Here is a 19844-nt window from a genome sequence, read left to right as displayed (position 1 = left end):
CCGGCGTCCCGATCTACGTCCGCTAGAACGTGTACTGCAGGCGGACGTAGCCCTTACGACCCAACAGGTCGTAGGTCATGGTGTCGGTGTTGGCGTCGGTCCAGCTCTGGATGAACGGGGCGTCCCGGTCGAACACGTTGTCGACGCCCACCGCAACATTGGCCTTTTCGCTCAGCCGGTAGGCGAACTGGACGTTGTGGTAGAAGACGTTCGGCGTCTCGTCGCCGATGTCGCCGGGCGAGGCGTTGAAGTCCTTCGCCTTGCCGATCCACTGCACCGACCAGGTGGCGTTCCAGTTGACGTCGGAGACCGTCAGGCTGGCGTTCGAGCGCCAGTGCGGATAGCCGCCGTTGCCGCCGCCGATGTAGCCGTCGAAGATGATCGGGTCGGCGCCCTGGAACGGGATCACCTCGTACTTCGCCAGGTACGTGGTGTTCCAGTCGAGGTCGGCCCGCAGGTGCGCCACGTCGAAGGCGTAGCGGACGCCGAAGTCCACACCCTTCATGGTCTCCTTGCCGGCGTTGGTCGGCTGCGAAGAGAGGAAATTCACTTCGCCGGTGCGCGTACTGCGCGTGAAGTGCTCCGGACCGCAGAACGGGTGCGAGAGGTTCGGGCTGGCGTAGCAGACCGCGAGCTTGGTGGAGCCCGGGATGTTGCGGATGGCGTCTTTGATCTGGATGTCGAAGTAGTCGACGGTGACCGACAGACCGGGCACGAATTCCGGTTGGAAGACTGCGCCGAGGGTGAGGTTCTCGGACTCTTCGGGTTGCAGGTTCTGATTGCCGCCGACCGTGGTCAGCACCGTGTTGCCGAGCTGGACGTAGCCGGCCGGCACGCCCGAGGCTTGGCAGTTGGCGATCAGGGTGGCGTTCCCGCTCGTGGAGTAACGGCTGCAGGGGTCCGTCGTGGTCAGGTTGCCCTCAGCCACCCCGCCGAACAGTTCAGGGACGCTCGGGATGCGGAAGCCGGTGCCGTAGGTGGCTCGCAGGCGCAGGCCTTCCATCACCGTCCAGTCGAGGCCGAGCTTGTAGGTGATGTTGTCGCCGAACAGGTTGTAGTCCGAGTAGCGGACGGCGCCGTTCAGCTCGATGCGCTCGGCGAAGGGCATGTCGGCGATGAGCGGGGCGGAAAGCTCGACATAAGCCTCCTTGGTGTTCACCGAACCCGAGATCGGGTCCTGCTGATTGGTGTTGGCGACGCCGAGGACGGTCAGGGCGTCCGGGTCGCGCCAGCCCTTTTCCTCCCGGTAGACAACGCCCGCGGCCACGCCCAGCGGGCCGGCCGGCAGATCGAAGAGCGTCCCGGTGATGTCGGCGGTGACGCTGGCCTGCTCGTTGCCGCCCGTGTCGCGCATCGTGAACAGGATGTAGTCCAGCACCTGCGGGGTCAGGTCGCCGTAGCCGAGATAGTCTGCGCAGGGGGCAGTGCCGGTGTATCCCGGCACGCAGGCGGCGATGGTGTTCCGCACCCGCTCCAGGTTGGCGATGTTGGTGGAGCCATCGATACCCGTCGTGCGGCCGAAGTTGCCGGCCACTTCCCAGGACCACTTCTCGCCGAGGTCGCCGCGCAGGCCGGCCACGCCGCGCCAGGTGTCGGTCTCCTGGAAGAACTCGCGCGGGCCGGGCTCCGCCAGCCGCCGCTGGATGAGCAGGAGCTCCTGGCCGGTGGGGTTCGTCGAGTTGTTGGCGGTGATGGTCAGGTTCCGGAGCGAGCCGGGCGTGGCGATCTGCCCCGTCTCGCGGTGCGTGAACAGGAACTCCCCGAAGAGCTCGATATTGTCGGTCAGGTCGTAGTCGCCGAACACGCCGACGCTAACCCGCTCCAGCGCGCTCACCGCGTTAAGGAACGGGTTGGAGTTGAAGTTGTGCTTCGCCGCGCTGTACGGCTCGAAGAAGTTGCCGTTGCCCCCGGGCGTCTGGTTGAAGTTGATCTGCTGGCCGTTGGGCAGGACCGCACGGCCGCCGATCGTCGCGGCGCTGCCGACGCACACGAGTTGGCCGCCCACCTCGCCGAGACCGCAGGGCTCGCGGTCGGCCATGTTGACCGGATCCATCTTCTGGTAGCTGACGCCGGCGGTGAAGCCGCCACGGTCGCCGCGGAGGCCCCACAAGACATCGACGGCATACTCGTTGCCGTCGCCCTCGTCGGTGACCCCGTACTTGCCGGTGACCTGCACGCCTTCGAAGTCCGTGCGGGTGATGATGTTGACCACACCCGCGACCGCGTCCGCGCCGTAGATCGCCGAGGCGCCGTCCTTCAGGACGTCCATGCGCGCGATCATGCCGGTGGGGATGGTGTTGAGGTCGACGGCGCTGTTGGCGCCGGTGCCGCCGTACACCACCCGCCGACCGTTCAGCAGGACCAGCGTCCGGTTGATGCCGAGCCCGCGCAGGTTCACCTGGGCGGTGCCCCAGCCGTTGCCCGTCCAGTAGGCGTTGGTCTGGTTGCCGGCGTTGCCGGCCGACGCCGGCAGACGCTGAAGCAGCGTCTCGACATTCATTACGCCGGTCCGGGCGATCGCCTCCTCGGTGACGACGGTCGCCGGGCCGACGCCGGTGATATCGGCCCGCTTGATGCGGCTCCCCGTGACGACCACCTCGTCCACAGCAGCGCCCCCGGTCTGTTGCGCCGCGGCTGCGGTCCCAACCAGGCCGAGCGAGGCGCAGGCGCTCGCGAACAGCAACCCTTTCGAAATCCGGTTCATGACTACCCCCTTGTTCCCGCGCCGCGGGCCGCGCTCAGGTCGCGATCTTCCGTCGACGGCGAATTTGTCCGGTCGGCGGTCGGGGACTGTCAAGTCATGTATATACATAAGAGCTGCCGCGCCGCAGAGAAGAATTGCGCGTCCGCGTCGGGGGACGGGCCGCGAAACGCGGTTCGGCCAGGCTGGAGAGAAGAACATGCCCGCATGCCGGCGAATATTGAGCAGAGCCTCGCTTTCTTAACCGCTCGCTAATTTCGTTGCGAACGCGCTGCCGCGTGCCTCCGAAATCAGCAAGTTCGAAGGGCAAGGCAGAACACCGGATCGCGCGAAGCTGGTGCGGCGAATGCTCCACTCTCCGCCAGGTTGCACAGCCAGACCTTGATCGGAAACCAACTTGACCTTCCCACTATTGGAAGGTGAAGGGTTCGACTTCGCCCGGCGCCGCAACGAACGGCTCCGTCGCCGATCTGAGGGTTCGCGCCGTTGGGTGCGTATTTCCTGGTGTCGAGAAGAAGAGGACTGCCTCATGACGTTCAAGTTCCAAACCATCGCCGCCCTGGCCGGGACCGTCGCTTTGGCCGCGACCAGCCCGGCCTGGGCCCACGCCCGCCTGGTGAGTTCGGACCCCGCCGCCAACGCGACCCTCTCGGCGCCGCCGAAGGCGATCACGCTTACCTTCAATGAGAAGCTGATCCCGGCCTTTTCGAAGTTCGAACTGACCATGCCCGAGCACGGGGGCATGAAGGTCGCCGTCAAGACGGCTGTCTCCAAGGACGGCAAGAGCATCACCGGCGCGCCGCAAGCCGCGCTGACCAAGGGCGCTTACAAGATCATCTGGTCCGCCGCGACGGGCGACGGGCACAAGATGAGCGGCGAAGTCGCCTTCAAGGTCGGCTGACGTGCTGGACTCTGCGGTCGTCGCCCTAAGGCTGCTGCAGTATGGCGGAGCGATGATCCTCCTGGGATCATCGCTCTTCTTCATCCACGCCCTCCCCCGACGCGGCGCGGGCTCCGCAGGCGAGGCGCCTTGGGCCCGCGGCCTCATCGCTGCCGCCGCCGCGCTGCTGGCCGCGGCCGCCCTGCTGTCGCTGCCAGTCCACGCGAGCCTGTTGGCGGGCTCGGCGTCGGAGGCCTTCAACCCGGAAACCCTCGCCGCCCTGGTCACCGCCATGGGGCTCGGCAAGGCGGCCGTCGTGCGCGCCTGCGCCGCGGTCGCGGCGTGCGTCCTGGTGCTGGCCCTCAGGCCGTCACGCGGCAGTTGGAGCGCCGTCGCGGCGTTGGGCGCCGTCGCCGTGGCGAGCCTCGCCTGGATGGGTCACGGGGCCGCCACCGAAGGCGCGATGGGGCGCATCCACCTGATCTCGGACGTGTTGCACAGCTGGGCGGCCGCCGTCTGGATCGGCGCACTGGCCGCGTTCCTGTTCCTGCTGCTTGCGCGCCGGCGAAGCTCTGAAGAAGCGACCGCCCTCCACCGCGCGCTCCATGGGTTCTCCGGCGTCGGCTCGCTGGTGGTGGCCGTCCTGGTGATGACCGGCGCGGTGAACGGAGCCATCCTTGTGGGCCTCGACCGCATCGAAGGCCTATGGACCACCCCCTACGGCCGGCTTCTCAGCCTCAAGATCCTGCTGTTCCTCGGCATGCTCGGCTTGGCGGCCGCCAACCGCTATCGGCTCACGCCAGCCCTGAGGGCGGCGCTCGGCGCGCCGGAGGGGCTCGACGTCGCCGTGGCCGCCCTGCGCCGGAGCCTGGTGGTCGAAACGGCCTTCGGGCTAGCGGTCCTCGCCCTGGTGGCCTGGTTCGGCACGCTGCCGCCGCCGGCGGCGCTCTGAGCCGGAGCCGAGCCGGGACGGACGGTCGTCCGTCCCGGCGCGCGCCGTTAGCAGCTGCCGCAGCAACCCGCCTTCGCGGGACCAGCCCCGGCGCCGGCGGCAAGGGGCGTGTAGCCTGCGTCACGAATGGCCGCGGCTGCGGCTTCGCCCGAAAGGGCTCCGCTCACATCCACCCGTTTGGCGGCAAGGTCCACGGTGACCTCCGCCGAGGGATCGACGCCTTTTACGGCCTCGGTGATCGCCTGGACGCAGTGGCCGCAGCTCATGTCGCTGACGTGATAGCGAAGCATCGGAATCTCCTTCTTGATCGCCTCGCCACGCTAGATGGAGCTTCCCACAGTGGGAGGGTCAAGGGCGCCTGGTCCTACAGCCGCTTCAGGATCGCCTTCATCTGCGCAATCTCCCGCTTTTGGGATTCCATGATCCCATTCGCGCCGTAGCAGAGCTCGCGAAGCTCCGCGTCCTTCAAGGCGGCTTCCTTGCACATCAAGAGCGCGCCGGAATGGTGCGGGATCATGGATTGCACGAACTGCCGATCCCCGACCAAACCCTGCGCCCGGATGCCGATCAGCGCGAGGACGAAGATCGCCACGAAGGCGACGTGCAGGACCACGTTCAGCTTCCGGTTCATGTACATCGACCGCATGGTCAGCAACATGATGACCGCCATGGGCGCCCACATGACCAGCGCCATGTAGAGGAAGTTGATGTTCTGGATGAACTCCCCCCAGGAGAAGATCATCGCGAACATGGCCAAGTACATGACCAGCAAGCTCAAGCCGAGGTTCACCGCGAGCATCACATAGTGATGTTTCATGGTCTTCTCGCTCATGGCCGCGACATGACCGTGAGACTCATCCATCGTTTCCCGCCTCCTTCTGGCTTGCGCGCTCACCTCGGGACGCGAACGCACCCTTAGAACCAAGCCCTCAGCCCGACCACGAATCGCGTCGACTCCGCCTTCTCTCCGTGGGCCCGGACGAAATCGGCGGTGTCCCCGAAGGACCGCTCGTAGGCCACTCCGACGTAGGGGGCGAACTCGCGGCGGATCTCGTACCGGAGCCGCAGTCCGAGCTCGGCGGTGGAGAGGCCTGAGCCCGTCTCCGCCTCCGGGGTGTCCTGGGCGGCGAATTCCAGCTCGGCGCGCGGCTGCAGGATCAGTCGCTGCGTGAGCCGCCAGTCGTAGCTTCCCTCCACCCGGGCGAAGAGGTCGCCCTTGTCGGACAGGAACAGGGCCGCCTCCGCCTCGAACCAGTAGGGGAACATGGCGTCGGCGCCGACGGTCAGGTAGGCGCGGGAGCGGGGCTCGAAATCGTAGCGCAGGCCCACCTGAACGTCGGTGTAGCGGGCGACGGCGCGGGAATAGAGAAGCTGCACTTCGGCGGCCTCGACGCCCTTGCCGGAGGCCCCCTCGCCTTCGGTCTTGAAGGCGAAGCGGTTGATGTCGCCGCCGACCCACCCCTCGACTTCCCAGCTGTAGCCGTCGCCCTTCGGCGACCACTCGAGAAGGTCGGCCTGCAGCTTCGAGGCGCGTCCGCCGCCGTGTTCCTCGGCGAGGATCGAGCGGGCGCGCTGCATTGGCGCCGCGCCGAAGACCGCGTCGGCCAGGTTGTCGCGGATCACAGCGGGGGCGGCGGCGGCGCCCACCGGCAGATCGGCGCCGGTCTGAGCGCCCCCGGAGGCGCCCGTTGCGTGCCCCGCGTGTGGGTCCGCGGGCGCGGGCATGGCGTGTCCCGCGTGAGGATCGGCCGCGGCGCCCGTTGGGGGCGCGCTCGTGTGCCCCGCATGAGGATCCGCGGGGTCCGGCGGCGCCGCGTGCCCCGCGTGAGGGTCGACGGCGGCCGGCGCCGGCGGCGCCTGATGGCCTGCGTGCGGATCGGCAGGGGCGTTGGTCGCCGGCTGCGGCGCGGCGACGGGCATCTGGTGACCGGCGTGGGGGTCCGCGGTCCCGGCGCGGGATGCCGAGGACGCAGGGGCGGCCGGCATCTGGTGGCCCGCGTGGGGGTCCTGCGCCAGCGCGGGCGCCGCGATGGCGGCGGGAAGCAGGGCGATTAGGGCCGGGCGCATCATGCCGCCGCTCCTTGCATCGGGCGCACCTTGAACACTTGGAACATGCCCGCGTGCATGTGGTAGAGCATGTGGCAGTGGAAGGCCCAGTCGCCGGCCTCCGCCGTGATGTCGAAGCTCACCTTCCCGCCGGGCGCCACATTGACCGTGTGCTTGCGGGGCAGATGACCGACAGGCCCATGCACGAGTTCGAAGAAGTGCCCGTGCAGGTGGATCGGGTGGGTCATCATCGAGTCGTTCACCAGGGTGATGCGCACGCGCTCGCCTGTCCGGAACGAATAGGGCGGCGGCCCTTCGCTGAACTTCCAGCCGTCGAAGCCCCACATGAAGCGCTCCATGTTGCCGGTCAGGCGGATTTCCACCGCCCGCTCCGGCGCCCGCGGGTCTGGGTTCGGCTCCAGGGCCACCAGGTCCTTGTAGACCAAGACCCGGTGCCCCACGCTTTCGAGGCCCAGGCCAGCCTCGCCGGTGCGATCCATCGGCATGGGCGAGATCATCTGCACGCCCGGCCCCTTCTTGATCTGGGGTGCCTTCGACCAGTCCAGCATGTTCATGTCCATGCCCGCCATGTCGCCCATGACGTCCGAGCCCCTCGCCCGCGGCGGCGCCATCCCAGGCGGGGGCGAAGTGGACATCGCCGTCATGGCGGCGTGATCCATCCCGGGCATGTTGGCGTGGTCGGCCGCGGCGGGCGCCGGCGTCATTCCCGGCATGTTGGCGTGGTCGGCCGCGGCGGGCGCCGGCGTCATTCCCGGCATGTTGGCGTGGTCCATGCCGGCCATGGCGCCGTGTCCCCCGTGCGCCGACATGTCCATGCCCATGTCCTTCATGGTCAGGATCGGCCGCTCCCGCAGTGGGGGCACGGGGGCGCTCATGCCCGGCCGCGGGGCGAGCGTCGCGCGGCCCATGCCGGAGCGGTCGATAGCTTCAGAGACGAGCGTGTAGGCCCGGTCCTCTGTGGGCTGGACGATGATGTCGTAGGTCTCGGCGTTGCCGATCTGGAACTCGTCCACCTCGACGGGGCGTACGTTTTGGCCGTCGGCGGCGACCACCGTGAGCTTCAGGCCGGGGATGCGGACGTTGAAGATCATCTGGGCCGCAGCGTTGACGAAGCGCAGGCGCACGCGCTCGCCGGGCGTGAACAGCGCCGTCCAGTTGTCCTTCGGGCCGTGGCCGTTCACGAGGAAGGTCATCACGGCGCCCGTGACGTCGGAGATGTCGGTGGGATCCATGAGCATCTTGGCCCACTCGATCCGCTCCTGAAGGGTCTGGTCCTTGCCCGCGAGAAGGCCCGCCAAGGTCTGACGCTGGTAATTGAAAACGCCGCCCATCTGCTTCAGGCGCTTGAAGATCAGGTGCGGGTGCATCTCGCTGTGGTCGGAGAGCACGATGACATGCTCCCGATCGTAGGCGACCGGATCGGGCTTGGCCGGCTCGATGACGATCGGCGCGTAGTGCCCCTCCGCCTCCTGCAGGCTGGAGTGGCTGTGGTACCAGTAGGTGCCCGACTGGATGACCGGGAACTCGTAGACGAAGGTCTCGCCCGGCTTGATGCCCGGGAAGCTGACCCCCGGCACGCCGTCCATCTGGAAGGGCACGAGCAGGCCGTGCCAGTGGATCGAGGTGTCTTCGTCCAACGTGTTGGTGACCGCGATGCGGACGTTCTGGCCCTCCTTCAGACGGATCAGCGGGCCCGGCACCGTGCCGTTGATGGTCACGGCGTGGCTGCGCTTGCCGTCGATGGAGATGGGCGTGTGGCCGATCGTGAGCTTGATCTCCTCGCCCGAAAGCGTCGGCAAGGTCGAAGCGACGCCAGGGCTCGCGCTCCACGCCCATGCCGGCAGCAGCGCGCTCAGCGCGGCGCCGCCCCCAAGGACGGCGGTCCCCTTCAGGACCTTGCGGCGATCCAGGTCGATGTCGCGGCGGCGTCGCATACGAAGTTGTCCTGTCCTCATTGGCGGAGGGATAGCGCTTCCCACGTAGGGAGGGTCAAGGGAGGGCCTGCGATGACGTATACGCAGCGCAGGCGTCTATCCCTCGCGATCGCTCAAATTTCCAGATCGCCGAGTTCGCCGGCAAGTCGGCGCCGGGCGCGATAGATCCTGGTCTCGATGGTCTTGACGCTGACCCCGAGCTGCTCGGCCGCGGCCTGCTGGCTGAACCCCTCCAGCTGGGTCAGGATGAGCGGAACCTTGAGCTTGTCGGGAAGCCGGGCGATGGCGCGGTCCAGGGCGGCGAAGCGTTGGGCGGACTGGAGTTCGCCCTCGGCGTCGCCCTGCGGATCGGCCTGGCGCCGCGCCTCCGCGGAGTCCAGGTCCGTCGCTCCGAACACCAGCCGACGGACCGCCAGGCGCCGGCCGCGATCGCGGCACTTGTTGAGGGCGATGGCGCGCAGCCAGGTCGCGAACGGCCGCCCGCCGTCGTAGCGGCGGATCGCCTGCCACGCCGCCACGAAGGTCTCCTGGAGGACGTCGAGGGCCGCCTCCGGATCGCCGATGTAGCGACGGACGAAGCTGTAGAGGCTGGCCTTGTGGCGCCGCATCAGGGCGGCATAGGCCTGGTCGTCGCCACCGGCCGCACGGGTCGCGAGCGCCGCGTCGCTCTCGTCTGCGGCGGCGCTCACAGGGCCTGGTCGGTCAGCGCCTCGCTGATGCGGCGATCGAACTTCACGGCCTGCTCGGGCGTCAGCACGGTCCGCATGGCGAGGACATGAAGGATGGTCTCCTTCTGCAGCTCCCCCATGGCGTGGTGGAAATGCTCCACGGCCGCCTGCACCTCCGGCGAATACTCGTGGCGCGCCTGAATCGCCGCCGCGAGCTCCGCGTTCGCGGCGCGCAGTTCGGCCTCGCGGGCGTGTCGACGCACCGCGAAGTCCTGTTCCAACACCTCCAGCCGGCGCTCCTGTTCGGAAGAGAGCGCCAGCTCCTCGTGCACGAAGGCGTGCAGGGAGGGCTGCTGGTGCCGTTGGACGACGTGGCGGCCCGCGAGCCAGGCGCCCGCAGCGCCCGCCAGCACGGCCAGCAGGATGGTCAGCAGCAGGCCGCGGTTGAACAGGATCATCCGGGGCCGTCGAGCAGGGTGGAGGGGGCGAGGTCCGCACGCAGCGAAAAGGCGGAGATCTCCGACGGCTCGACGGCGGCCGCGGCGGCGGTGAGGCTCCCGCTGGCGGCGCCGAGGCCGAGGGCGGCGATCACCGCCGCCACCCGCACGCTATTCGTCACGGGCGCGGCGGCGCGGGCCGCCCGCACCTCGGCGATCCGCCGCCAGACGCGAGATTCCAGCTCGTCGAGTCCGGCGGGCGGGGGCTCGGCGCCCAACTGGATCAGTTCGTCTTCGAGCCGGCGGCTCATTCGTTCGTCTCCAATTTCGCGTCCCTGCCTGGTCTACGCACTGCGGCCCGCGATCCCTCAAATGAGGGCCCAGCCCGCGGCTTGCGTATATCCTTTCGACCTTGCGCCGCACAGGCGGGACGACTTAGGCCCGGTCGGCGCGTTCCCCTGCCGCTACAGACGCTCCCTCAACGCCCGAGATGCCCCCGATGAACCGCCGCCGATTTCTGTTGACCGCCCCCCTCCTGCTCGCCGCCGTCGCCGGGTGCGCCGAGGCGGCGCCGCAGGCGCTGACGGTATACAAGACGCCGTACTGCGGGTGCTGCAAAGGGTGGATCACCCACATGACCCGGGCGGGCTTCAAGACCGACGTCCGGGAAGTCGAAGACCTCAACCCGATCCGCAGCCAGCACGGCGTGCCCTTCGAACTGTCCTCCTGCCACACGGCCCTGATCGGCGGTTATGTGGTCGAGGGCCATGTGCCGCCCGCCGACGTCGTCCGGCTGCTGAAGGAGAAGCCCAAGGCCATCGGCCTCACTGTGCCCGGCATGCCCATCGGCTCGCCTGGAATGGAGTCGCCCAAGGGAACGACCGAGCCCTACGCGACCCTGCTCCTGCTCGACGCGAGGGGCCGGACCCGGGTCTTCGCCAGGCACGGCTGAGGCCGGGCCGCCGCCGCGGGCGAGCCGCTAGAGCTTGACCCCGCGCAGGCGCAGCGCATTGCCCACCACGCTGACGCTGGACAGGGCCATGGCGGCGGCGGCGATGGCCGGCGACAGCAGCCAGCCGAAGATCGGGTACAGCACGCCCGCTGCGATCGGGATGCCGGCCACGTTGTAGGCGAAGGCGAAGAACAGGTTCTGGCGGATGTTGCGCATCACGGCGCGCGAAAGACGGCGCGCCTTGACGATGCCCTGCAGGTCTCCTTTCAGCAGGGTGACGCCCGCGCTCTCGATGGCGACGTCCGCGCCGGCGCCCATGGCGATGCCCACCTCGGCGGCGGCCAGGGCGGGCGCATCGTTGACGCCGTCGCCGGCCATGGCCGCCTGACGCCCCTCCTGGCGCAGCTTCTCGACCACCGCCGCCTTGTCCTGCGGCAGCACCTCCGCCTCGACTTCGTCGATCCCCAGCCGGCGGGCCACCGCCAAGGCCGTGGTGCGGTTGTCGCCCGTCATCATCACCAGCCGGACGCCATCGGCCTTCAGCGCGCGCACCGCCTCGGGCGTCGTCGCCTTGATGGGATCGGCGATGGCGAAGATCCCGGCTGGCCGACCGTCCACGGCCATGAAGATCGCGGTGGCCCCGTCAGCCCGCAGCGCCTCGGCCTCCGATCGAAGACCTGACGTGTCGACCCCGACCTCCTCGAGGAACTTGCCCGATCCCAGCGCCAGACGATGGCCATCGACGACGCCCACGACCCCCTTTCCGACCGGCGAGTCGAACTCGGCCGGCTGCGACAGCGGCAGGGCGCGCTCGGCCGCGGCGCGGACGATGGCGTCCGCAAGCGGGTGTTCGCTGGCCCGCTCGAGGCTCGCAGCCAGGCGCAGCAGGTCCGCTTCGTTGAAGCCGGGAGCCGGCCGCACGGCCGTGACCGCGGGCCGGCCTTCGGTCAGGGTCCCGGTCTTGTCGACGACCAGGGTGTCGATCTTCTCGAATCGCTCCAGCGCCTCGGCGTTCTTGATCAGCACGCCGGCCTGGGCGCCCCGCCCCACGCCCACCATGATCGAGATGGGCGTCGCGAGCCCCAGGGCGCAGGGACAGGCGATGATCAGCACCGACACGGCCGCAAGCAGGCCGAAGGCGAAGCGTGGCTCCGGCCCGACCATGGCCCAAACGGCGAAGGCGACGGCCGCGACCCCGATGACGCTCGGCACGAACCATCCCGACACCTGATCGGCCATGCGCTGGATCGGGGCCCGGCTGCGCTGCGCCTGCGCCACCATCTGCACGATCTGCGAGAGCAGCGTGTCGGCGCCGATCTTCTCGGCGCGCATCACGAACGAGCCGGTCTTGTTGATCGAGCCGCCGACGACCTTCGCGCCTACCTCCTTGGTGACCGGCATGGACTCGCCGGTGACCATGGACTCGTCGATCGACACCCGGCCGTCGAGGACCTCGCCGTCGACGGGCACCTTTTCGCCCGGCCGCACCCGCAGCCGGTCGCCGACGGCGATCTGGTCGAGGGTGACCTCCTCGTCGCGGCCGTCGCCGCGCAGGCGGCGAGCCGTCTTGGGCGCGAGGTCGAGAAGGGCCTTGATCGCCCCGGACGTGCGTTCGCGGGCGCGAAGCTCCAGCACCTGGCCGAGCAGGACAAGCACGGTGATCACCGCCGCCGCCTCGAAATAGACCGGCACGGACCCATCCGCGCGGCGGAACGCCGGGGGGAAGATCTGCGGCGCCACCGTCGCCACGACGCTGTAGAGCCACGCCACGCCGATGCCCATCGCGATCAGGGTGAACATGTTGAGGCTGCGGGTGACGAGCGAGCGCGCGCCGCGCGCGAAGAAGGGCCAGCCTGACCAGAGGACGACGGGCGAGGCCAGCGTGAGCTGGATCCACGCCGACGTCTGGCCGGGCACACGCATCATCAGCCCGGTGACGTGTCCGCCCATTTCCAGGGCGAAGACAGGCAGGGTCAGGACAAGGCCGATCCAGAACCGCCGGCTCATGTCCTTCAGCTCGTGGCTGGGCCCCTCCTCGGCGCTCGCCACCTCCGGCTCCAGGGCCATGCCGCAGATCGGGCAGGCGCCGGGCCCGACCTGGCGGATTTGGGGATGCATCGGGCAGGTGTAGATCGCGCCGACGGGCGAGGAGGGCTTGGGATCGGGGGCGCTGGCCGTGTAACGCGATGGCGCCTGCTCGAACTTCGACCTGCACCCTTCGGAACAGAAGAAATACTGACGCCCTTCGAAGGTGGCGGTGTGGGAGGTCGTCTCCGGGTCGACGGTCATCCCGCAGACGGGATCGCGCACCTCGGCGGTTGGGCCGTCGCCTGGCCGGGCGTGGTCGGCGCCGTGATGATGGCTTTGGCCCTTCGAAACGCTGTCATTGGCCCCATTCATCTGGCTCTCCTCGCGCCGCGTAGACCGCCACAGGCGCGATGCGGCCGGCGTCCTCCCAGCATGATGGCGCCGCCGTCTTGATCAGCGTCAAGGTTCGGCGTTGGGCCTGGCGTCAGCCACAGGGCGCTGCACGACGGCGCCGCCCGCTGCGCCTGACTTGCCGGCGGCGCGGGCAGGTCAGGCGCAGACCATTTGATCCGACTTGCCTCGCCCGCCTCCGCCGACCGATCGCGCTGCGGCCTCCGTCCTTGCGATTCCGGCGAAGACCGCCGCGCGGCCGCTACTTTCTCGGCGTACGCCCGCCGTTCTTGTCGAGCCAGCGCTCCAGCTCGGCGATGTCCCGGCGCTGCTCGTCCGCCATCTTCTGGGCCATGCGCTTCGCCTCGGCGTTGTCGCCATGCTTCTGCACGGTCTGGGCCATGGCGATGCCGGCGCGATGGTGCTCGATCATCTTCAGGGCGAAGGCGCGGTCCGGGTCGGCGTCCTGCTTCTGCATCATCGCCTGCTGCATCTTCTGCATGGTCTGCATGTCTTCCTGCATGGCCATCTGGCCGTGCTGGCTCATGTTCCCATGCTTCATGCCGGCGTGCCCGGAATGCTGCGCGAGCGCCGGGAAGGCGACAAGGGCCGCGCCGGCGGCCAGGAGGGGGATCGTCTTCATCGGAAGTCCTTCTGCTGGGGTCTGATCTGGCTCAGTGGAACGTCTGGAGGGCGGCCTGGCAGGCCTGTTCGCAGCGGCGGCAGGACTCGGCGCAGATGCGGCAGTGCTCATGCATCCCGGCATGCCGCTCGCACTCCTCCGCGCAGAGCCGGCAGGCGTCTTCGCAGGCGCGCAGGACGCTCTGGATGATCGGCTCGTTGGAGCCGGTGCGACGCGATGCGACGTGGCCGGCGGCCGAGCAGACGTCGGCGCAATCGAGGTTGAGCCGGATGCACTGCGTCAGCTGCTGGACCATCTCCTCGCCCAGGCAGGCGTCGGCGCAGGAGGTGCAGATCTGGGCGCAATCGAAGCACTCCTCGATGCAACGGATCAGGCTGTCGTTCGTCTGTCCGCGGACGTGAGGGTGCGTGCTGATCATTTCATGGGCGTGCATGGCCGCTCTCCGTTTCGGGGATGAGCGCTCAACCCGCCCCGCCTTCGCCGGTTCCAGCCGCCGCCGTCCTTCGAAAATAAACCGGCCCCTGCGGTCAGATGCTGAGGGATCGGGGATCTCGGGCCGTATCAGTATTGGATGGGCCGGTGCTCGCGGCCTGCTGCAGCCGGGACTGGGCGTGCCTGAGACGCGGCTTACATCGACCCGGGAAAGCTTCTGGTCCCGGGAGGGCTGCTGTCGGATTCGCGCCCGCGCGCGGGGCTTGACCCTCCCATGGTGGGAAACTCCATCTGCTGTGCGCATCGACGCTCAGGAGCCCCGCAGATGACGCAGACAACGCTTACGCCGATCGACATCCCCGTCCTTGGCATGACCTGCGCCAGTTGCGTCGGGCGGGTGGAGAAGGCCATCCGGGCGGCTCCGGGGGTGGCCAGCGCGGCGGTGAACCTCGCCGCCGAGCGCGCACATGTGCAACTCACCTCCGATGGGCGGACGGCCGACGTCGTTTCGGCGATCCGGAAGGCGGGCTATACGCCGCTGGAACGCACCGTCGAGCTGAAGATCGAGGGCATGACGTGCGCCAGCTGCGTCGGCCGGGTGGAGCGGGCCCTCGGCGCAACACCCGGGGTGCTGCACGCCAGCGTCAACCTCGCCACTGAGCGCGCCGTGGTGCGCGTCCTGGACGGGATCGATCTGTCCGCCCTGACAGCCGCGGTCGTGCGCGCAGGTTACCGGGCGTCGACGGTCGCCGAGGGGTCGGACGCGACAGACCGCGAGGCGGCGGCGCGGAAGCGCGAGATTGAGGGCCTTGGCCGGTCCGTGGCGCTGGCGGCGGCGGCGACCGCGCCGCTCTTCCTGATCGAGATGGCGCGCCACTTCGTGCCGGGGGCGCACCATCTCCTGGCGGAGCGGATCGGCGAGCAAGCGTGGCGGGTCGTGAGCCTGGCGCTTGCCGCTTTCGTGCTCTTCGGCCCCGGGCTTCGCTTCTACCGCAAGGGCGTTCCAAACCTGCTGCGCCGGGCCCCCGACATGAACTCCCTCGTGGTGCTGGGCGCGTCGGCGGCGTTCGCCTATTCGGCGGTCGCCACCTTCGCCCCGGGGCTCCTGCCGGCGGGCGCGAACCACGTCTACTTCGAGGCCGCGGCGGTCATCGTCACGCTCATCCTGGTCGGACGCCTGTTCGAAGCGCAGGCCAAGGGTCGCACGAGCGAGGCCATCAAGCGGCTGATGACGCTCCAGGCCAAGACGGCCCGCGTGCAGCGGGCCGGGGCGGAGGTCGAGGTGCCCATCGCGGAGGTCGCCGTCGGAGACCTCGTGCTGGTCAGGCCCGGCGAGCGGATCCCCGTCGACGGCGAGGTGCTGGACGGGGCCTCGTTCGTCGATGAGTCGATGATCAGCGGCGAGCCGGTGCCGGTCGAGAAGGGCCCAGGCGCCGTGGTGGTCGGCGGCACGGTCAACAAGACGGGCGCATTCCGCTTCCGGGCCACGGCGGTGGGCGGCGCCACGCTGCTCGCCCAGATCGTCCGGATGGTGGAGTCCGCGCAAGGCGCCAAGCTGCCGATCCAGGCCCTGGTCGATCGGGTGACCGGCTGGTTCGTGCCGGTGGTGATCGGCGTCGCCGCGCTCACCTTCGCGACCTGGCTGGGGTTCGGGCCGAACCCGGCGCTCAGCTTCGCCCTGGTCAATGCCGTGGCGGTGCTGATCATCGCCTGCCCCTGCGCCATGGGCCTAGCCACCCCGACCTCCATCATGGTCGGCACCGGCAAGGCCGCCGAGCTCGGCGTCCTGTTCCGCCGCGGCGAGGCGCTGCAGAGCCTGCGGGATGTCCGGGCGATCGCCTTCGACAAGACCGGCACGCTGACCCTGGGCCGCCCGACCCTGACCGATCTCGAGGTCGCCGGCGACTTCAACGGGGACGAGGTGCTGCGGCTTGTGGCCGCCGTCGAGGCGCAGTCGGAGCATCCGATCGCCGCCGCCATCGTGGAGGCGGCGCGCGAGCGCGGACTGCACGCGGCGCGGGCCGAGGCCTTCTCCGCCCTCCCCGGGTTCGGGGCGGAGGCGCGCGTCGACGGCTGCCGCGTGCAGGTCGGCGCCGACCGCCTGATGGCCCGGATCGGCCTCGACGTCGCCGTCTTCGGCGACGCCGCGGGCCGGCTCGCCGACGAGGGCAAGTCGCCGCTGTACGTCGCCGTCGACGGCGCGCTGGCGGCGGTCCTCGCCGTCGCCGACCCGGTCAAGCCGACGACCCCCGAGGCGCTGGATGCGCTGCGAGCCTCCGGCGTCAAGCTGGTGATGATCACCGGGGACAACCGGCGCGCCGCCGAGGCCGTCGCCCGCACCCTCGGCCTCGACGACGTGGTGGCCGAAGTCCTGCCGGACGGCAAGGTCGCGGCCGTGAAGGCGTTGCAGGATCGCTACGGGCGGGTGGCGTTCGTGGGCGATGGCGTCAACGATGCGCCGGCGCTGGCGACGGCCGACGTCGGCGTGGCCATGGGCGCTGGAACGGATATCGCCATCGAAAGCGCCGACGTGGTGCTGATGCGCAGCGACCTGCGGGCGGTGGCGACGGCGGTCGCCCTGAGCCGGGCGGTCCTGGCGAACATCCGCCAGAACCTCGCCTGGGCCTTCGGCTACAACGTGGTGCTGATCCCGGTGGCCGCCGGCCTGCTTTATCCGCTGTTCGGGCTCCTCCTCTCCCCCATGATCGCCGCCGGGGCGATGGCGCTCTCCAGCGTCAGCGTGCTCGCCAACGCCCTGCGCCTGCGGCGCTTCCGGCCCGCAGCCCGCTCAGGGTCAGCCCCACGCCTCAGCTCCGAAGGAGCCCCCGCATGAACATCGGCCAAGCCTCCAAGGCGTCGGGCGTCACCGCCAAGATGATCCGCTACTACGACGAGATCGGGTTGGTGCAGCCGGCCAGCCGCACCGACTCCAACTACCGCGAGTACGGCGAGCGGGAGATCAACGAACTCCGGTTCATCAAACGGGCGCGCAGCCTCGGCTTCTCCATGGTCGAGATCACCCAGTTGCTCTCGCTGTGGCGCGACCGCGAGCGGCCGAGCCGCGACGTGAAGGCGATCGCCGACCGCCACCTGGGCGACCTGGAGGCGCGCATCGCCGAAATGCAGGCGATGGCCGACACGCTGCGCCACCTGTCCCACTGCTGCGCCGGCGACGACCGGCCGGACTGCCCGATCCTCGCCGACCTCACCGGCGGAAAGGAGCCGGGGCCGGTACGCCCGAAACGGCGCCGCTTCGGGCGATGAAACAATTGAGGGCGAGGACCGGACTCTTCTGATCCGGGCCGGAACTCGGCGGGCCAAGACCAGTTGGGGAGTCGCCGCGATGTCGTTGAGATGACGCGGCAGCAAAACCTTCCCACCACTGCAATGCGCGCCGAGGTTCACCATGTCGCACAAGCTTTCCCATGACTGGAGGGATACCCCCATCCAGGAACTGGCAAATAGATATCTGTCCGAAGGCGGATTCACCTTTGACTTCGACGCCGGTCGGGCGCGCTACAACTACCAGGTGTCCGTCGGCGACAATGGACGCGACGCCTTGGCCGGGCGCGGCGACCGCGACCACTTCTGGGGCCTCGGCGGGGACGACCAGTTGTCGGGCTCACGCGAGAACGACGTGCTGTACGGCGACGCCGGGGCCGACACGCTGAGCGGCGGTGACGGCGCCGACCGCCTCACGGGCGGCCTGGACGGCGACCGGCTCTACGGCGGCGCGGACGCGGACGCCCTGATGGGCGGCATGGGCGACGACCACCTCGACGAAGGGGCTGGGCACGGCGACCTCCAGGGCGGCATGGGCGACGATACCCTGGTCGGCGGCGCGGGGCCCGACGCCTTCGCCGTCGATCCGACGAGCGGGAACGACGTGATCCGCGACTTCACCGCCGGGCCCGGCATGTTCGACCACCTGGCCTTGCGGGACCTGCGCTGGGAGGACCTCAGCTTCGTGGACACCGCCGCCGGCGTGCGGGTCAGCTGGAACGGCGGCTCGGTGCTGCTGGAGGGCGTGCGTCAGGCCGACCTCGCGCAGGACGATTTCATGTTCGCCGAGGAGCCCGATCTGCCGCCGGCGTCGCGGGAGGCGAGCGGGCCCACCGCCGAGCGGGCGACGCCCAGCGTCGAGGGCCCGGCCCTCCGGCGCGGCGACCTCCCCGGCGAGCGCTTCGACCAGGCGGCGGACGCGACCCTGCGGGACGGCCACCTGACCCTCGCCTTCGCCGGCGACGAGCCCTACCAGGTGATCGTCGGCGATCGTGACGGCGACGAACTGACCGGAGCCGCGGGCGCCGACAACATCTTCGGGCGGGATGGCGACGACAGCCTCGACGGAGCGGGCGGCGACGATGTCCTGCAAGGCGACGCCGGCGACGACCGGCTCGACGGCGGCGACGGGATGGACCGGCTGGACGGCGGGATGGGCGCTGACACGCTCACGGGCGGCGCCATGGTCGACGACATCATGGGCATGGACGGGGCGGACTCGATCGGCGCCGGCGCCGGCCACGACATGGTCGAAGGCGGGATGGGGAATGACACGATCGCCGGCGGCCCGGGCGCCGACGCCTTCATCGTCGATCCGCACAGCGGCTTCGACGTGATCCTCGACATGGAGGTGCGTGGCGAGGCGCAGGGCGCGTTCGACCACCTGGCGCTGCGCGACATCCGTCCCGACCAGGTCACCGTCGTCGACCGGGCGGAGGGGGCCTTCGTCTCCTGGAACACCGACCGCGACGCCGATCCCGAGGGCGGGGTCCTGCTGCAGGGGGTGTTCAAGGCGGACCTGCGGCAGAGCGACTTCATGTTCGTGGAGGAGCCCGGCTTCGTCCCGGGGATCAGCGACGCAGGGTCGGACTGGATCTTCCCGGGCTGAGGCCGGGCTGAGGCTGCACGCCCGAGGAGGAGGGGTCGGCGGGCGCCGCGCATGCGGGTGCAGCGAAGGAGGCTGAATGACCACGCGCTCGTCGTTGCGGGCCCTGGGCGCCGGCCTGTTGGGCGCCGCTTTGATCTGGGCCGCGCCCAGCGGGGCCCACGAAGGCCACGCTCCGAAGCCTGGCCCGTCGCCGGCGGCGGCGGCGGTCGGCCCGCACGGTGGCATGGAAATGGCGACGCCGGAGGGGCAGATGTCGGCCGACGGCCGGCGGGCCGCCGCCGACGCCGCGCCAAAGACCTTCGGCGGCCGGCTGGTGAACTGGCTCGGCCGGTGGCACCCGAGCGTCGTCCATTTCCCGATCGCCCTGTTTATTGTCGTCGCCGTGATCGAGGCGCGCGCCCTGCTGCTTCGCCGCGAACGGGTCGAGGAGGCCACCCGGCTCATGGTCGCCCTGGGTGCGCTCTCGGCCCTGGCGGCCACCGTCCTCGGCTGGATGGCGATGGGTTGGACTTACGGTCGCTACGACCGCCTGCACACCGCCCACCAGACGCTGGGCACCTCCATCGCGCTGCTGGCGTTGGGGGTCTGGTGGGCGCACGAGCGATGGCTCGGCGCCCGACAGCGTGGCGCGGGCGTCGTCTACGCCGTCCTGCTCGCCGCAACGATCGCCGCAATCGGGATCAACGGGTTCATCGGCGGCGCCCTGGTGCGGGGGCTCGACCATCTGAACTTCTGAGCAGGGGAAGCGGCAAGGCCGCCTTCCTATCCGCCCGTCGCGCTTGGCTCATCATCTGCATAACCGCGCCGCATAATGACGATCGATTGCGCATTTGAAGTCCTTCCCCGTGCATGTTCGGCTCTGGCCAAGG

At 69.7% G+C, this 19844-nt stretch carries 18 protein-coding genes; 7 read left to right on the top strand and 11 right to left on the bottom strand.

The genetic code is table 11. From position 1 onward, the window contains the following. Positions 1 to 22: 22 nt before the first annotated feature. Positions 23 to 2704: a TonB-dependent receptor gene (locus PHZ_RS08155; protein ID WP_012522039.1), complete on the bottom strand. Its 2682-nt coding sequence runs from the start codon at positions 2702 to 2704 to the stop codon at positions 23 to 25. Positions 2705 to 3230: 526 nt separating this feature from the next. Between PHZ_RS08155 and copC the strand changes: the two genes are divergently transcribed. Beyond that, positions 3231 to 3602, top strand: coding sequence for a copper homeostasis periplasmic binding protein CopC (gene copC / locus PHZ_RS08150; protein WP_012522038.1), 372 nt, complete (start codon positions 3231 to 3233; stop codon positions 3600 to 3602). A gap of 1 nt (position 3603) precedes the next feature. Next, entirely contained in the window at positions 3604 to 4533 is a 930-nt protein-coding gene (gene copD, locus PHZ_RS08145) for a copper homeostasis membrane protein CopD (protein ID WP_012522037.1), read from the top strand. Between the two features lie 47 nt (positions 4534 to 4580). Here copD and PHZ_RS08140 read toward each other — a convergent pair whose 3' ends face one another. The 7 genes from PHZ_RS08140 to PHZ_RS08110 all read right to left on the bottom strand — a co-directional run bounded on the left by PHZ_RS08140 (position 4581) and on the right by PHZ_RS08110 (position 9950). Then, a complete protein-coding gene (locus PHZ_RS08140; RefSeq protein WP_041373352.1) occupies positions 4581 to 4823 on the bottom strand; it encodes a heavy-metal-associated domain-containing protein in 243 nt (80 codons plus the stop codon). A gap of 74 nt (positions 4824 to 4897) precedes the next feature. Then, the gene (locus tag PHZ_RS08135) at positions 4898 to 5365 is read right to left on the bottom strand and encodes a DUF305 domain-containing protein (protein WP_236611884.1); all 468 of its coding nucleotides are present in this window, start codon (positions 5363 to 5365) and stop codon (positions 4898 to 4900) included. A gap of 83 nt (positions 5366 to 5448) precedes the next feature. Further along, complete coding sequence (locus PHZ_RS08130) at positions 5449 to 6258, bottom strand: copper resistance protein B (RefSeq protein WP_236611883.1); 810 nt, start codon at positions 6256 to 6258, stop codon at positions 5449 to 5451. A gap of 341 nt (positions 6259 to 6599) precedes the next feature. Further along, positions 6600 to 8534, bottom strand: a complete 1935-nt coding sequence (locus PHZ_RS08125) for a copper resistance system multicopper oxidase (RefSeq protein WP_012522033.1) — start codon at positions 8532 to 8534, stop codon at positions 6600 to 6602. Between the two features lie 113 nt (positions 8535 to 8647). Further along, positions 8648 to 9223, bottom strand: a complete 576-nt coding sequence (locus PHZ_RS08120) for an RNA polymerase sigma factor (protein ID WP_012522032.1) — start codon at positions 9221 to 9223, stop codon at positions 8648 to 8650. After that, the gene (locus PHZ_RS08115) at positions 9220 to 9660 is read right to left on the bottom strand and encodes a periplasmic heavy metal sensor (RefSeq protein WP_012522031.1); all 441 of its coding nucleotides are present in this window, start codon (positions 9658 to 9660) and stop codon (positions 9220 to 9222) included. Before PHZ_RS08115 ends, PHZ_RS08120 begins: the two co-directional genes overlap by 4 nt. Beyond that, positions 9657 to 9950 carry a hypothetical protein gene (locus tag PHZ_RS08110; RefSeq protein WP_041373351.1) on the bottom strand — a complete coding sequence of 98 codons (294 nt, stop codon included), beginning with the start codon at positions 9948 to 9950 and terminating at the stop codon, positions 9657 to 9659. The genes PHZ_RS08115 and PHZ_RS08110 overlap by 4 nt, the downstream gene beginning before the upstream one ends. A gap of 179 nt (positions 9951 to 10129) precedes the next feature. Here PHZ_RS08110 and PHZ_RS08105 point away from each other — a divergent pair, with 179 nt between their 5' ends. Next, complete coding sequence (locus tag PHZ_RS08105; RefSeq protein WP_012522030.1) at positions 10130 to 10591, top strand: DUF411 domain-containing protein; 462 nt, start codon at positions 10130 to 10132, stop codon at positions 10589 to 10591. A gap of 27 nt (positions 10592 to 10618) precedes the next feature. Here PHZ_RS08105 and PHZ_RS08100 read toward each other — a convergent pair whose 3' ends face one another. From PHZ_RS08100 to PHZ_RS08090, 3 genes are all read right to left on the bottom strand, one after another. Beyond that, a complete protein-coding gene (locus PHZ_RS08100; RefSeq protein WP_012522029.1) occupies positions 10619 to 12991 on the bottom strand; it encodes a heavy metal translocating P-type ATPase in 2373 nt (790 codons plus the stop codon). Between the two features lie 280 nt (positions 12992 to 13271). After that, positions 13272 to 13652: a DUF305 domain-containing protein gene (locus PHZ_RS08095; RefSeq protein WP_049758176.1), complete on the bottom strand. Its 381-nt coding sequence runs from the start codon at positions 13650 to 13652 to the stop codon at positions 13272 to 13274. A gap of 31 nt (positions 13653 to 13683) precedes the next feature. Then, on the bottom strand, positions 13684 to 14085 hold the full coding sequence (locus tag PHZ_RS08090) for a four-helix bundle copper-binding protein (protein WP_041373350.1): 402 nt from the start codon (positions 14083 to 14085) through the stop codon (positions 13684 to 13686). 324 nt (positions 14086 to 14409) lie between these two features. Here PHZ_RS08090 and PHZ_RS08085 point away from each other — a divergent pair, with 324 nt between their 5' ends. From PHZ_RS08085 to PHZ_RS08070, 4 genes are all read left to right on the top strand, one after another. After that, complete coding sequence (locus PHZ_RS08085; RefSeq protein WP_012522026.1) at positions 14410 to 16917, top strand: heavy metal translocating P-type ATPase; 2508 nt, start codon at positions 14410 to 14412, stop codon at positions 16915 to 16917. Continuing rightward, on the top strand, positions 16914 to 17348 hold the full coding sequence (gene cueR, locus PHZ_RS08080; protein ID WP_012522025.1) for a Cu(I)-responsive transcriptional regulator: 435 nt from the start codon (positions 16914 to 16916) through the stop codon (positions 17346 to 17348). The genes PHZ_RS08085 and cueR overlap by 4 nt, the downstream gene beginning before the upstream one ends. Positions 17349 to 17490: 142 nt before the next feature. Then, complete coding sequence (locus tag PHZ_RS08075) at positions 17491 to 18975, top strand: calcium-binding protein (protein ID WP_012522024.1); 1485 nt, start codon at positions 17491 to 17493, stop codon at positions 18973 to 18975. Positions 18976 to 19051: 76 nt separating this feature from the next. Then, the gene (locus tag PHZ_RS08070) at positions 19052 to 19711 is read left to right on the top strand and encodes a DUF2231 domain-containing protein (protein WP_012522023.1); all 660 of its coding nucleotides are present in this window, start codon (positions 19052 to 19054) and stop codon (positions 19709 to 19711) included. Positions 19712 to 19844 lie beyond the last annotated feature (133 nt).

The organism is Phenylobacterium zucineum HLK1 (genome assembly GCF_000017265.1).
GTDB classification, from domain to species: domain Bacteria; phylum Pseudomonadota; class Alphaproteobacteria; order Caulobacterales; family Caulobacteraceae; genus Phenylobacterium; species Phenylobacterium zucineum.
The sequence above is the reverse complement of the archived record's forward strand: the minus strand, read 5'-3'. Positions and strand labels throughout refer to the sequence as shown.

Bases quoted from the DNA above. Each gene is read 5' to 3' on its own strand.
- PHZ_RS08070 (WP_012522023.1), top strand. From the start codon at position 19,052: ATGACCACGCGCTCGTCGTTGCGGGCCCTGGGCGCCGGCCTGTTGGGC.
- PHZ_RS08085 (WP_012522026.1), top strand. From the start codon at position 14,410: ATGACGCAGACAACGCTTACGCCGATCGACATCCCCGTCCTTGGCATG.
- PHZ_RS08075 (WP_012522024.1), top strand. From the start codon at position 17,491: ATGTCGCACAAGCTTTCCCATGACTGGAGGGATACCCCCATCCAGGAA.
- PHZ_RS08105 (WP_012522030.1), top strand. From the start codon at position 10,130: ATGCCCCCGATGAACCGCCGCCGATTTCTGTTGACCGCCCCCCTCCTG.
- PHZ_RS08135 (WP_236611884.1), bottom strand. From the start codon at position 5,365: ATGAGCGAGAAGACCATGAAACATCACTATGTGATGCTCGCGGTGAAC.
- cueR (WP_012522025.1), top strand. From the start codon at position 16,914: ATGAACATCGGCCAAGCCTCCAAGGCGTCGGGCGTCACCGCCAAGATG.
- PHZ_RS08140 (WP_041373352.1), bottom strand. From the start codon at position 4,823: ATGCTTCGCTATCACGTCAGCGACATGAGCTGCGGCCACTGCGTCCAG.
- PHZ_RS08100 (WP_012522029.1), bottom strand. From the start codon at position 12,991: ATGAATGGGGCCAATGACAGCGTTTCGAAGGGCCAAAGCCATCATCAC.
- PHZ_RS08115 (WP_012522031.1), bottom strand. From the start codon at position 9,660: ATGATCCTGTTCAACCGCGGCCTGCTGCTGACCATCCTGCTGGCCGTG.
- PHZ_RS08125 (WP_012522033.1), bottom strand. From the start codon at position 8,534: ATGCGACGCCGCCGCGACATCGACCTGGATCGCCGCAAGGTCCTGAAG.
- PHZ_RS08155 (WP_012522039.1), bottom strand. From the start codon at position 2,704: ATGAACCGGATTTCGAAAGGGTTGCTGTTCGCGAGCGCCTGCGCCTCG.
- PHZ_RS08110 (WP_041373351.1), bottom strand. From the start codon at position 9,950: ATGAGCCGCCGGCTCGAAGACGAACTGATCCAGTTGGGCGCCGAGCCC.
- PHZ_RS08095 (WP_049758176.1), bottom strand. From the start codon at position 13,652: ATGAAGACGATCCCCCTCCTGGCCGCCGGCGCGGCCCTTGTCGCCTTC.
- PHZ_RS08130 (WP_236611883.1), bottom strand. From the start codon at position 6,258: ATGCCCGCGCCCGCGGACCCACACGCGGGGCACGCAACGGGCGCCTCC.
- PHZ_RS08090 (WP_041373350.1), bottom strand. From the start codon at position 14,085: ATGCACGCCCATGAAATGATCAGCACGCACCCTCACGTCCGCGGACAG.
- copC (WP_012522038.1), top strand. From the start codon at position 3,231: ATGACGTTCAAGTTCCAAACCATCGCCGCCCTGGCCGGGACCGTCGCT.